The sequence below is a fragment of the Rhodococcus sp. 5A-K4 genome (assembly GCF_046097995.1).
Taxonomy (GTDB): domain Bacteria; phylum Actinomycetota; class Actinomycetes; order Mycobacteriales; family Mycobacteriaceae; genus Rhodococcus_F; species Rhodococcus_F erythropolis.
In genome coordinates this window covers 1-12,458 of sequence record NZ_JBJURM010000055.1, presented here as the reverse complement: position 1 = coordinate 12,458, position 12,458 = coordinate 1, and the positions used below count along the sequence as shown (strand labels likewise).

General features: G+C 60.9%; 10 protein-coding genes. 7 read left to right on the top strand and 3 right to left on the bottom strand.

The window, feature by feature from the left end:
- Nucleotides 1–389: 389 nt before the first annotated feature.
- Together ACKAMS_RS33195 and pdxA are read right to left on the bottom strand one after the other, a co-directional pair.
- On the bottom strand, nt 390–1,157 hold the full coding sequence (locus ACKAMS_RS33195; RefSeq protein WP_408990089.1) for a DeoR/GlpR family DNA-binding transcription regulator: 768 nt from the start codon (nt 1,155–1,157) through the stop codon (nt 390–392).
- Between the two features lie 28 nt (nt 1,158–1,185).
- Entirely contained in the window at nt 1,186–3,426 is a 2,241-nt protein-coding gene (pdxA, locus tag ACKAMS_RS33190) for a 4-hydroxythreonine-4-phosphate dehydrogenase PdxA (RefSeq protein ID WP_408990088.1), read from the bottom strand.
- Between the two features lie 212 nt (nt 3,427–3,638).
- Between pdxA and ACKAMS_RS33185 the strand changes: the two genes are divergently transcribed.
- Genes ACKAMS_RS33185 through ACKAMS_RS33155 form a run of 7 tightly spaced genes read left to right on the top strand, consistent with a single transcriptional unit; the run spans nt 3,639 to nt 10,627 of the window.
- Nucleotides 3,639–5,216, top strand: a complete 1,578-nt coding sequence (locus ACKAMS_RS33185) for an ABC transporter substrate-binding protein (RefSeq protein ID WP_408990087.1) — start codon at nt 3,639–3,641, stop codon at nt 5,214–5,216.
- Nucleotides 5,217–5,220: 4 nt separating this feature from the next.
- A complete protein-coding gene (locus tag ACKAMS_RS33180) occupies nt 5,221–6,225 on the top strand; it encodes an ABC transporter permease (protein WP_408990086.1) in 1,005 nt (334 codons plus the stop codon).
- Nucleotides 6,225–7,172 carry an ABC transporter permease gene (locus tag ACKAMS_RS33175; RefSeq protein WP_019746660.1) on the top strand — a complete coding sequence of 316 codons (948 nt, stop codon included), beginning with the start codon at nt 6,225–6,227 and terminating at the stop codon, nt 7,170–7,172. Before ACKAMS_RS33180 ends, ACKAMS_RS33175 begins: the two co-directional genes overlap by 1 nt.
- A 3-nt stretch (nt 7,173–7,175) precedes the next feature.
- The gene (locus ACKAMS_RS33170; RefSeq protein ID WP_053062092.1) at nt 7,176–8,009 is read left to right on the top strand and encodes an ABC transporter ATP-binding protein; all 834 of its coding nucleotides are present in this window, start codon (nt 7,176–7,178) and stop codon (nt 8,007–8,009) included.
- A complete protein-coding gene (locus tag ACKAMS_RS33165; protein WP_070386748.1) occupies nt 8,006–8,872 on the top strand; it encodes an ATP-binding cassette domain-containing protein in 867 nt (288 codons plus the stop codon). Before ACKAMS_RS33170 ends, ACKAMS_RS33165 begins: the two co-directional genes overlap by 4 nt.
- A complete protein-coding gene (locus tag ACKAMS_RS33160; RefSeq protein ID WP_408990085.1) occupies nt 8,872–9,831 on the top strand; it encodes an aldo/keto reductase in 960 nt (319 codons plus the stop codon). The genes ACKAMS_RS33165 and ACKAMS_RS33160 overlap by 1 nt, the downstream gene beginning before the upstream one ends.
- A gap of 34 nt (nt 9,832–9,865) precedes the next feature.
- Complete coding sequence (locus ACKAMS_RS33155; protein WP_408990084.1) at nt 9,866–10,627, top strand: HpcH/HpaI aldolase family protein; 762 nt, start codon at nt 9,866–9,868, stop codon at nt 10,625–10,627.
- Nucleotides 10,628–10,690: 63 nt separating this feature from the next.
- Here the strand turns inward: ACKAMS_RS33155 and ACKAMS_RS33150 are convergent, their stop codons facing one another.
- Entirely contained in the window at nt 10,691–12,115 is a 1,425-nt protein-coding gene (locus ACKAMS_RS33150) for an aldehyde dehydrogenase family protein (protein WP_007732506.1), read from the bottom strand.
- Between the last annotated feature and the right edge of the window lie 343 nt (nt 12,116–12,458).

Sequence of the window (12,458 nt, the reverse complement as noted above, 5' to 3'; positions counted from 1 at the left end):
AGAACACGCACACACCATCACCACGACCCTATGGCCGCCGCTCCGGGGCAACTTTCCCAGCCTATCCCATCATGATCATCGGCGCAAACCGCTGAACATTCGGGGAAGAACTGGAGGTGAAGCACAACCATACACGATGGAAACTACTTCGAAATTTGGTCAGGCACTTCGTACAACCTCGTGTCACTCGCCGTGAAGGCGGGAGTCGGTGTCCGTGTCGCTCTGACTTGGAATAAGTTACGCGTCCGCCGAAGTCTTTGCCAAATCCACAGGTCAGAGACTCGGAGGTATCCATTTCCCCAGCAAGATTGCCCGTTTCAGTCGATTTTCACCAATTCGGACATCATGTGACGCCGGACACCGTGGCCGGATCGGCACGCAGCGGGAACTCACACCACTTGGACTCGGATACCTGCATCCTCGAACAACGCGACTTGCTTTGCGTCTACTGCAGCATCGGTAACCAGCACGGCCCCCGGCGGTATCGGCGCCCACGCATGGAAAGGACGTTCACCGAGCTTGGCGGAGTGGGCGAGTATGTAGACCTCGCCGGCACGTTCGATCATCATTTCCTTGAGCCGGGTCTGATCGAGCTCAGCTTCACAAATACCCAGGTCAGCGGTAACCGCATCGGCACCGAGGAATGCCTTGTCAAACGACACCCGCTGCAGCGACGCTTCCGCCAGTGGCCCGACGAATCCTTGACTGAGCTGCCTCAGCGTCCCGCCGAGACATTCGACTCGAACACCATCAGCGTCGGCTAACGCCTCGAGCGCCGTCAGCCCTGCAGCGATCACCGTCAAATTCGTCACGTAACGTAAGAACTCTCCCATCGCTCCGACGGTGGTACCTGCATCAAGGAGCACGGTTTCTCCGGGCCGGACCTGCTCAGCAGCCCATTCGGCGATGCCCCGTTTGGCGTCGAATCCCTCCATTGCGCGTTGACGCAAGGAGGATTCCGGATGAGGGTTGAGAGCAATCGCCCCGCCGTACGTTCGAGCAATTACTCCCTGGGCAGTCAACTGACTCAGGTCGCGACGGATCGTAGATGCAGTCACCCCGAATTGGACAGACAGATCCTCGACACTGGCCAGACCGCTGGTGCGAGCGAGCCTCGCAATCTCCGACCGCCTCGCCTCCGACTCCCGGATGGCCATCGCTCCTCCCCCCTACAAACCCTGGTGCTTACTTGGAAACGAATGTGCTGGTTGCCAATTCGGCCGCCTGCCGCAGCGCTTCGACCATACTACCGGCCTCGGCGATGCCCTTACCTGCAATGTCGAAAGCGGTTCCGTGATCGACGGAGGTACGGATGACAGGTAACCCGACGGTGATGTTGACGCCGGCCTCGATCCCGAGAACCTTGACCGGGCCGTGCCCCTGATCGTGGTACATCGCAACGATCAAGTCGTAGTCCCCACGTCCAGCGAGGAAGAATGCCGTGTCCGCCGGCAGTGGGCCGTGGACGTCGATTCCTTCTGCCTTCAAGAGTTCGACGGCGGGAATGATCTTCTGCTCTTCCTCTCCGTACCCGAAAAGCCCGTTCTCCCCCGCATGCGGGTTGATCCCGCACACGCCGATTTTCGGAGATGGATTGCCCGTGCGCACCAAAGCTTCGTGACCTCGACGAATGGTCCTCTCGACCAGACCGGGCTCGATCCTGGCAACTGCATCGAGCAGTCCGATGTGAGTGGTCACGTGAATCACTTTGAGCTTGGGGGTCGACAACATCATCGACACCTCCTCGGTACCGGTCAGGTGCGCAAGCAATTCCGTGTGTCCGGGATAGATGTGTCCTGCCGCATGCAGCGCTTCCTTGTTCAGCGGCGCCGTGCAGATCGACTGGACTTCACCGCGTACGGCGAGTTCGCTTGCGACGCGGATATATTGATAGGCCGCATCCCCCGCGACTGCCGACAGTTCACCCCAGGCGAGATCCTCGGGTAGCAAGTCCAGGTCGATGACGTTGATCCGTCCATCGTTGAATTCAGCATCCTTGATCTCCTCGATCGCGACCACGTCGACGTCGATTCCGAGCACCGTGGCAGCCAATCGCAAACGCTTCGCGTCGCCGACAACAACAGGGCGGCAACGCTTTCTCGTTTCGGCGTCGAGGAGTGCGGGGACGATCACTTCCGGTCCGACGCCGGCGCCGTCGCCCATCGTGACAGCAATCAGCGGCAGTGGAGTGGATTCGATTGACATGGGATTGACCTCGTTGTCTGAAGGTGGACTGTCCGGAGCGTCGACCGGGATGGGGCGCGCGAGAAACTTCGTTATAGAGAAAAGACTGTGTGCATTCCCGAAACTGCCTGGCCGCGTGACGATGTACCGTCCGGTGCGGTCGACGGAAAGTACGGCGCCGTGTTCAATTTCGTAAATCGGTGACAGAGTGTCGATCCGCAGGCGGTCGAGAACGCTGCGCGCGGTTTCGCCACCGGTAAGAACCAAGTCGATCGGGTTCTCGCCGTGGGAGAATCCTGCATCGACGGCAGCGATCAGATCGGCGAGAGCCGAAACGAGATGGACGGATTCTGCAGGCACGACAGGTCCACTTACCGAAACCACGACGTTTCCGCGATCCAGTGCGTTCAGAATCGGAAGCGGATCGACCGAATGCGCCAGGAGTTCAGCACTGTTCACTTCGATATGGTGCGCCCCTGAATCCCGAAGCAATGCCACTTGGTCCCCGGCAGACGCATCCGCCGTCCCCACAACCACCAAAGTAGATCGAGAATCACGAAGAGATGGACGCACGACGGGTGACTGCACGGTTCGTCGTCGTGCCACTGCCGTTGCGAGCGCCGATGTTCCTACCAGTCGAGAACCCCGAACATCCTGTGCTGCAGCCACAATCAGTTCCAGATCACTGTCGGTCTCGACGTCGCAGATCGCCACCGACCCGGCTTCTGAGATCGACGCAAGAACCTGGCTCAACCGCCCGGAGCGAATGTCGTCCAGCGATACGCCAGAAGTAATTGCCGACGAGCCGAGCGCCTCCGCAATCGACCGAGGAGCCGGCTTCGACTCCGCGCGCCACAGGTCGGTGGCGTGCAACGCAACCCCATCGACCAACACCACCCCGTCTTGCACCGTGCGCCCTTGCCTGGGCAGTCCGGCGGCGACGATGACCGGGGATCCGTCGCGGGAGAGTTCTCCAACCTCCGCCGCTATGTTGCCCCTGAGCAGGGAATCGATCTTCTTGACGATCTCGGAGCCGTCAGACGATTGCAGAACTGATCTCACGTCACGAGAGGCTCTGGCGGGGTCGGATCGCCGTGAGTGCAGATCGAAAACCGTCACTCCTGATCCGTCGGGCGCACCCGGGCCGAGTCGAAGCGATATGCCCGAACTGCGGAGCAGAAATCCTGCGGCCGACTCCGCGGCTCCGGAAAGATCATCAGCGATGATTACCAGCGGTTTCATCGAATTCCTCGACCCCCTTTCGGTCTGAATCGAGTATGCGCAGCATCGCAACCGATGCGCGAAGTACGCAATCGAAGTTACGGGACTTGCGCGAAGTGCGCAACAGTGCCATTGTGAGCTGAGTTACAAGCGAGAGCCCGACGCGATTGTTCACCAACAGTCCGCTCGGAGCGTCGCCCCCACGCTGCCCCGTCAGGATCGAAAGGTCACCGATGACCAATACTCGTTTGCGAACACCACAGCTCTCCCGGCGATCCTTTCTGCAGTTCACCGGGCTGATCGGTGGCGCAACGCTTCTGGGCACGACTGCCGCGTGCGCCGGCCCTACCGGGAAGCCGACCCAGGACACCCTGGTGCTCGGGCTCAACCGTTCGCTCGTCAGCCTCGACAACAAACTCAATCAATTCGACGCAGCAGTCACGGCTCAACGTGGCGTCAGACAAGGTCTCACCCGGATCGGCGACAATCTGACACCGCAACTCGTTCTCGCTGACAGGTTCGAATCGACCGGCCCGACCGAGTGGACGGTTCGACTCCGCGAGGGCATCCGTTACTCCGACGGCACACCTGTGCTGATCGACGACGTCACGACGGCAATGCAGATGTACCAGCAGGTCAGCGGATCGTTTGTCGCACCGCAGTTCCCCGAGTGGCCGACGGTCGTCCCCATCGACGATCGCACCTTCACCCTTCGGACGAATTCCCCGGTGCCGGTTCTGGACTCGCTCATGTCCAACATCTTGATCACCCCGGCCGCTGCCAACGAACCCAACGAACTGCAGAGCGGAATCGGGTCTGGACCGTTCGTCGTCAGCGAATCGAACCGGGGCACCGGCGATTACACACTTGTCGCCAATGACAACTACTGGGGCCCGGCCCCTGGCGTTCGTCGTGTTCAGGTCCGCTTCATTCCCGAAGAGGCCGGCCGCGTCGTCGCACTTCGGAGCGGCGAGGTCGACGTCATCGACTCGATCAGTCCCGATTCCGCCGAACAACTCGCCGACCTGCCTGGTGTCCAGGTGGACACAGTGCCGAGCACACGCATCAACCAACTGTTCTTCAACTTCCGCAAGCCCGCCGATCACCCACTGTCCAATCCGCGTGTCCGAGAAGCTCTCACGTATGCCATCGACGGTGAGTCACTCGCTCGGGACGTGCTGATCGGATCCGCAGTCCCGGCCACCGGCCCCGCACCGTCGACCTTGGACGGAGCCGTGAAAACCGGTACTTACCAATATGATCCACGGAAAGCGCGGCAGATACTCGAGGCCGAAGGCGCCGACGACCTCGAACTCACCTTCATCTGGGAAACCGGAGAGTTCACCAACGACGTCTCGGTGATGGAATCGGTACTCGAAATGATGAAGGCCGTGGGAGTACGCGTCAAACTCCAGCAGTTCGAACCGGGCGGTGACATCTCGTCCTGGCGCCAGGGCAAGACCGGCGACTGGGATGTGCTGGGCAACGGCTACGGCAACCAGACCGGACTTGCACTGACCACGTTGCAGGGGATGTACGCCGGCACAGCGGAGAAGGAAGCAACTCGCGACACCTATCACGGGTACGTCTTCCCCGAAATCACCGCGAAGATCCAAGCCGCATCCAGTGAACCAGACCCGACCAAGCGCGCCGCTCTACTCGACGCCGCACAACAAGACATCTGGAACACCTGGCCTTGCCTGTGGAGCTTCGTACCCAACGCACTCCTTGCGAAACGCACTCGTGTACAAAATGTTTCACTGACCCCGATCAACTCCTACGACCTCGGCGCCGTCCGATTGGAGGCCTGAGGCGATGACTCTCACCGCTCCGAAACCGCAAACCGCTCTCGGAATCTCTCCGCGTCGGCGCACAAGGATCAACCCGACCGTCAAATACGTGCTCAAACGCTTGGCACAGAGCGCCTTGACGATCTTCCTCACGCTCACAACAGTGTTCGTCCTCATCCGAATGGCTCCCGGCGATCCTGCCTACGCCTTGGCCGGACCGCTGGCCAGCGCGGAGGATCTAGCACAAATCCGTGCTGACATGGGCTTGGACAAGTCGGTGTTCTCTCAATACCTGATCTACCTGTGGGACCTCGTCCATCTGAATCTCGGCACCTCGTACTCGTTCCAGGCGCCGGCCATGGACGTTGTCCTCGGCCGTCTCCCGTACACCATCACCCTGGCCGTCAGCTCCATTCTGCTGACCGCCGTGCTCTCGATTCCGCTGGGCGTGTGGATGGCCCGTCACGCGGACACCCGACGCGAACTCGGTGCGAACGTCGTAGCCGTCGGCGGGCAATCCATGCCGGAGTTCTGGAGCGGCCTGATGCTGGTGACGATCTTCGCGGTCTTGATCCCAGTACTCCCGGCAGCCGGTTTCACCACATGGCCGTCGTTGATCCTGCCTACCGTCACCATCGCCATCCTTCAGATCGCGTTGATCTCCCGGATGGTTCGACGCGAAATGGTCTCGGCCTTCGCTTCTCCGTACATCACGGTCGCACGTTCTCGCGGAGTATCCGAACGCGAACTCACCTGGCGATATGCGATGCGTAATTCTGCGATTCCGATCGTCACCGCGCTGGGCACCAGATTTGCCGGAATGCTGAACGGCGTCGTGGTGGTCGAAGTCGTGTTCGCCTGGCCTGGTGTCGGCTCGCTGGTGGTCCGCGCACTCGAGACTCGCGACTACCCGCTCATCCAGGCCACCGTGCTTGTCACTGCGGTTCTCGCCGTGCTCGTGCAACTGGCAGTGGACCTCCTCTACCCCCTCCTGGATCCACGCGTGCGACTCGGAAAGGGCGCCAACTGATGACTACCGTCTTGGAACCTCCAACAACTCCACGCGCCAGCGCGGTCACCGAGGCAGACTTCGCACGCGCCGGAGCCACGCGCCGTAAGCGAGACAGCCGAGTCAAGATCTGGGCCGGCTCGATCTGCGCGCTCCTGGTGATTCTTCCTGTTGCATTGGCGGGACTACTCCCCCTTGCAGATCCGAACCAGACCAACCTGAGCAGTCGACGGCTACCGCCCCTCACCGACGGCCATCTGTTCGGCACCGATCAGTTGGGACGAGATCTCCTCTCACGGATCCTGCACGGCGGCCAGGTGTCTCTGACGATCGGTATTCTCGCCGTGATCGTCTCCGGGGTCATCGGCATAGTCGCCGGATCCGCCGCGGGGTACTTCGGCGGCTGGGTCGACACCGTCATCTCCCGCCTACTCGAAGCACAGCTTTCTCTGCCTCTGCTGATGATGCTGCTTCTCGTCGTTGCGCTGTTCGGTCCGTCCATTCCCGTCATCACGTTTGTCATCGCGATCGCGCAGTGGCCCGAGGTCGCACGGTTGACTCGCTCATTGGTACTCGTCGAACGCGAAAAGCCCTACGTAGCTGCAGCTCGAGTCCTCGGACTTACTCGCATGGCAATTCTGCTTCGTCACGTCATTCCGAACATCGTCAAGCAGGCCTCGCTCGTCGTCCTGCTGCTGCTCGCGCAGGCCGTACTGCTGGAAAGTTCGTTGAGTTACCTCGGCGCCGGACCGCAACGTCCGTTCGCAACGTGGGGACGAATCATCGCCGACGGCCAGGACTACATCACCACGTCATGGTGGATCGTCACGTTGACCGGTCTGATGATCGTGCTGCTGGTCGTCGGAGTGAACCTACTCGGCGACGGCCTGCGCGATCGTCCTGCAGGTTCGAAACGACTGGGCGCAAGCCTGTTCGGGCGTGGCAACGCCCAGAAAGCAAAGGCGTGAGACATGGGCAATCTACTACGGGTCGACGACCTCCAGATCGAACTTGTCACGGCGAATGGCGTCATCCGAGCCGTCGACGGGGTGTCCTTCTGCATCGACGCCGGTGAAACCGTCACCATCATCGGTGAATCCGGCTCCGGAAAGTCGACCACGGCCATGGGAATCCTCGGACTGCTTCCGGACGATCTTGCCGTTCTTTCCGGGAAAGCCGTCTTCAAAGGCCAAGACATTCTCGGAAACACGAAGATCTTGAACGATATTCGTGGAAAACACATCGCCCTCATCCCCCAGGACCCGATGACGGCTCTGAGTCCCGTCCACACCATCGGCAGCCAACTTCGAGAAGCAGTGCGCCACAGCGGTGTGACCGCGAAGAAGCAACAAATCGAGCGGGCAGTGCAACTGCTCGAGCAGGTACGCATTCCGTATCCGGATCAGCAACTCGACAAGTACCCGCATCAACTGTCGGGTGGAATGCTGCAGCGCGTCCTCATCGCCGGAGCTCTTGCTGCCGGCCCCGAACTGATCGTGGCCGACGAACCCACCAGCGCATTGGACGTCACCGTTCAGGCCGGGATTCTGGATCTATTGCTCGAATTGCAGGAGCGCACCGGGATCGGAATGCTCGTCATCACCCACGACCTCGGAGTCGCCCGACTCGTATCCGATCGCATCTACGTGATGAAGGACGGACGTTTTGTCGAGACCGGTAACGCCGACGTTCTCGTCGACTCACCGCAAAGCGCCTACACACAAAAGCTTCTCGACGCCATACCGCACCTGGGGCCTTGGGATGGCGACCCCGCCCGTTCAACGCAGATCGGAGCCTCGGCATGAACCCCCACGAAACGCCACTTCTGGCCGTCGAAGATCTCGTTGTCGAGTATCCAGTTCCCGACGGAGTTTTCCGAGCCGTGGATGCTGTGAGCTTCTCGGTGGAAAAGGGCAAGACCCTGGCCATCGTCGGCGAATCCGGATGTGGCAAGTCGACAATCGCTCGATCGATCGTCCGACTCCTCACACCGACCAGTGGACGCATTCTCGTCGACGGCAATGACATCGCGCAGATGTCGGAGAAGTCACTGCGCCCCTTCCGCTCTCGCGTTCAAATGGTGTTCCAAGATCCGTACGGATCGCTGGACCCCCATCTGACTGCCGAGGACATCATCGGAGAACCACTGCGCCTCAAAGGTGTTCGGAGCAAGTCTGAACGCGCCAAGGCAGCAGCAGAACTTGTCGATCGCGTTGGCCTGCCCAGCTCGGCACTACACCGGCGTCCGGCGGAGTTCTCCGGTGGCCAACGTCAGCGCATCGGAATTGCCCGTGCACTTGCCAGCGGACCCGAGATCCTGGTCTGCGACGAAGCAACCAGCGCTCTCGACGTTTCGGTGCAAGCGCAGGTACTCGCGCTCCTACGTGAAATTCAGGTCGATACCGGTCTGACGTACGTTTTCATCTCACACAACTTGGGCGTCGTCCGAGAAATCAGCGAGACCGTAGTCGTGATGTCGAAAGGAACCATCGTCGAATCCGGTTCCACAGACACAGTTCTCGCCAGTCCGCACGAGCCGTACACCCGCGCACTACGAGGCGCTGCTCTTGATCCCACCACCATGGTCGGCATCAAACCACGCCACGTGGTGGCAGCCCTGTCCAAGAACTTGCTAGCCAAGCAGACCGAATCACGAGGAGTTGCCTGATGACCGCCCCACTCGAGCTTCCGAAACTGGTGCTCGGCACTATGACCTTCGGAGATACGGTCGACATATCGGGTGCCGGATCGATGCTCGACGCAGCACTGGACGCCGGTATCTCACACATCGACACGGCGAACGGCTATGCGGGCGGCGAGTCCGAGCGCATGCTGGCAAAACTGCTCCACGGCCGACGCGATTCCGTCACTCTGGCCACCAAAGCAGGAATGCCACACCCCGATGCCGGTGACAACAGCCCACTCTCGGCAAAGGGACTCCGAGCAAGCATCGAAGGAAGTCTGCGCAGACTCGACTCGGACTACGTCGACCTGTTCTATCTCCATCAGCCGGACCGAACCGTCACGCTGACCGAAACTCTTACCACCGTCGCGGAACTGGTTGCCGAGGGCAAGATCCGCACACTCGGCGTATCCAACTTTGCCGCGTGGCAAATCAGTGAAATCAACTACACCGCAGACACAGTCGGTGCTCCGCGACCGATCGTCGCACAACAGCTCTACAACTTGCTCGCGCGTCGCATCGAGGAAGAATACGCAGAATTCGCGGACGTGACCGGACTGACCACCATGGTCTACAACCCGCTCGGTGGGGGCCTGCTCACCGGGCGCCACACCTTCGAGGAAAACCCCGCCGACGGCCGATTCGGCGACTCCCGTCTTGCGTCGATGTACAAGGAGCGATACTGGAACACACAGATCTTCGACGCCATTGCACAACTGACGGCGATCGCGGAACAGTCCGGCATCTCCCTGACCGAGCTTGCGTTGCGCTGGCTGGTCAGCAAGCCCGTCGCCGGATCGCTGCTCCTCGGAGGATCCAAAGTAACGCACCTCGAATCCAATATCGCGGCCATCGGGCGAGGTCCACTCGACGCCTCGACCGTCGAAGAGTGTGACCTCGTCGGTGCCGCCCTACGAGGCCCCATGCCCAACTACAACCGCTGAAACACCCGACCTTCATCAGGAAGAGTTCTTCACTATGTCAGCACAACAATTCGCCGCACGTATCCGAGGACGCGAACGCATTCTCGGATACTGGTCCGTCATCGACAGTCCGGTCTCGACCGAATGGATTGCGCACGTCGGCTGGGACTACATTGCCCTCGACATGCAGCACGGCCTGATCGGTTATTCGGGGATGGTCGCCGGGCTCACCGCCATCGACTCGTCACCGTCCACTGTCGGGATGGTGCGCGTCGAGGCAAACAATCCGACGCCCATCGGCCGTGCACTCGACGCGGGCGCTGTGGGCGTCATCGTTCCGCTGATCAACAACGCCGAAGAGGCAGCGGCCGCCGTGGCAGCCGCCAAGTATCCGCCTTTCGGCATCCGCTCCTACGGACCCATGCGCTCTCAACTCCGTATCGGCCCAGTTCCCGCCGACGCGAACCGCGACACCGTTGTATTTGCGATGGTCGAGACCCCACAGGGTCTGGCGAACGTCGAAGAGATCTGCGCAGTGCCCGGTTTGGACGGCGTGTACGTCGGGCCGTCCGACCTACGAATCGCTGTCGGCGGTAAGCACTCCAACGATCCGGACGTCGCCGAGGAATTCGAAGCAGCGCTCACCCGGGTGCGCGAAGCTGCCGCCGTCAGCGGAGTCGCTGCGGGAATCCACACACCTTCCGGTCAGGTTGCGGCACAACGGCTCGGGGAGGGCTACACGTTCGCGACCGTGGCCTCGGACCTGACACATCTGGCGAACATCTCGGCTCAGCATTTGGATGCCGCCAAGTCCTGATCCGGGTACAAAAATGGCGATGCTCCCGCACTTGGTACGGGAGCATCGCCATTCTCGAACAAACTATCGCTGAATCGCCTTGATCTCGAGGAACTCTTCGAGCCCGAACGTGCCGGCCTCGCGCCCGACGCCCGACTGCTTGTACCCACCGAACGGAGCATTCGTGTTGAAGGCGCCGCCGTTCACCTCGACCTGCCCGGCCCGCAGTTGCCGGGCGACGCGATCCGCGCGATCGGGGTCACCTGACCAAACGCCACCGGCCAGTCCGTACTCGGTGCCGTTGGCGATCCGCACTGCGTCGGCCTCGTCTTTGTAACCCATGATCGAGAGGACCGGTCCGAAGATCTCCTCGCGCGCAATGGTCATGTCTTCGGTCACGTTCGCGAACACCGTCGGTCCGACGAAATATCCACTGGCCAGTCCGGTTTCGCGACCGTCGACAACCGCGGTGGCACCTTCCGACACACCTTTCTCGATGTATCCGCGAACGCGTCCCAGCTGATTCGCGTTCACCAGAGGACCAAGCACCGAAGTCGGCTGAGTCGGATCACCTACCGGGAAATGAGCGGCGACTGCAGCAGCAATTGCCGCTGCCTCATCCACCTTCTCCGCGGGAACCAACATACGCGTCAGCGCCGAACAGGTCTGGCCCGAATTGATGAAGCACTTTGCGACGCCATCCGTGACAGCCTTTTCGAGATCGGCGTCGTCGAGAATGACGTTCGCCGACTTGCCGCCCAGCTCGAGCGAGACCTTCTTGATGGTGTCCGCGGCAACGATGGCCACTCGCTTGCCTGCCCGAGTCGACCCGGTAAAGGAGACCATGTCGACCTCAGGGTGGCCGGCGATGGCTTCGCCCACTACCGGACCGTAGCCACTCACCAGGTTGAATACACCTGCAGGCAAACCAATTTCGTCGAAAATGTCAGCGAGAGCGTACGTGATGAGTGGCGCAACCTCGGTGGGCTTGAGAACCACGGTGCAGCCCGCGGCGAGCGCACCGCCCACCTTCAAGACAACTTGGTGGAGCGGGAAGTTCCAGGGAGTGATGGCGCCGACAACACCCGCGGGTTCGCGAACAATCAGCGAATTCCCGACCTCGTGAGCGTCGAAATCATAAGTGCGAGCCAATTCGGCAAATGCATTCAAATTCGCGAGCGGCATTCCGATTTGTACGGGCTTCGCGAATCCGATCGGCATTCCCATATCCTGCGAAACAAGCGCCGCAAGATCATCGGTGCGTTCGGCAATTATCGCCGCGGCCTTGGAAAGATATTCGGCGCGCTCACCGCCGGATAGTGCAGACCAGGCAGGGAACGCCTTTCGTGCTGCCTTCGCGGCCGCGTCGACATCTTCGACAGTGCCTTCGGCGACAGTTCCTATCAGCTCTTCGGTAGCCGGATTGAGAACGTCGATCCGACCGCTGCCAGTGGATTCGATCCAGGCGCCATCAACATAGATTTTGGTGCGGTCGAGAATATCGGTCATCGAAGCCTCCGTAGTCATCACGCGTGCACAGGTGAGGTGGGCCCGATCACACGGGGCACCTCTTCCGAGCCTAGCCACGCTCGACGGGTTCCGTGGCAGGTTGGTGTCGCGATTGACCGTCGACTGACGAGACCTGTGGTGGGCACACGCTTTTCGCGGATCGTGTGAACGTACCGTTCCCCTCGTCTAGGAGGGTGAGAGTGTCGTTCACTCGATCCCGGACGGGGTGGTGAGCCCGCCGTGCTTCCGCCCTTTGATCGTGCGAACGGGGCGTTCGGTCGATCTGAGGCGACGAACGTACCGTTCGCTCGAAGCCGGGGGTGCTTTCGGGGGGTGTTTTGGT

Excerpts from the sequence above, each read along its gene's own strand:
- ACKAMS_RS33160 (WP_408990085.1), top strand. The coding sequence starts at position 8,872 with ATGACCGCCCCACTCGAGCTTCCGAAACTGGTGCTCGGCACTATGACC.
- ACKAMS_RS33175 (WP_019746660.1), top strand. The coding sequence starts at position 6,225 with ATGACTACCGTCTTGGAACCTCCAACAACTCCACGCGCCAGCGCGGTC.
- ACKAMS_RS33180 (WP_408990086.1), top strand. The coding sequence starts at position 5,221 with ATGACTCTCACCGCTCCGAAACCGCAAACCGCTCTCGGAATCTCTCCG.
- ACKAMS_RS33165 (WP_070386748.1), top strand. The coding sequence starts at position 8,006 with ATGAACCCCCACGAAACGCCACTTCTGGCCGTCGAAGATCTCGTTGTC.
- pdxA (WP_408990088.1), bottom strand. The coding sequence starts at position 3,426 with ATGAAACCGCTGGTAATCATCGCTGATGATCTTTCCGGAGCCGCGGAG.
- ACKAMS_RS33170 (WP_053062092.1), top strand. The coding sequence starts at position 7,176 with ATGGGCAATCTACTACGGGTCGACGACCTCCAGATCGAACTTGTCACG.
- ACKAMS_RS33195 (WP_408990089.1), bottom strand. The coding sequence starts at position 1,157 with ATGGCCATCCGGGAGTCGGAGGCGAGGCGGTCGGAGATTGCGAGGCTC.
- ACKAMS_RS33150 (WP_007732506.1), bottom strand. The coding sequence starts at position 12,115 with ATGACCGATATTCTCGACCGCACCAAAATCTATGTTGATGGCGCCTGG.
- ACKAMS_RS33155 (WP_408990084.1), top strand. The coding sequence starts at position 9,866 with ATGTCAGCACAACAATTCGCCGCACGTATCCGAGGACGCGAACGCATT.
- ACKAMS_RS33185 (WP_408990087.1), top strand. The coding sequence starts at position 3,639 with ATGACCAATACTCGTTTGCGAACACCACAGCTCTCCCGGCGATCCTTT.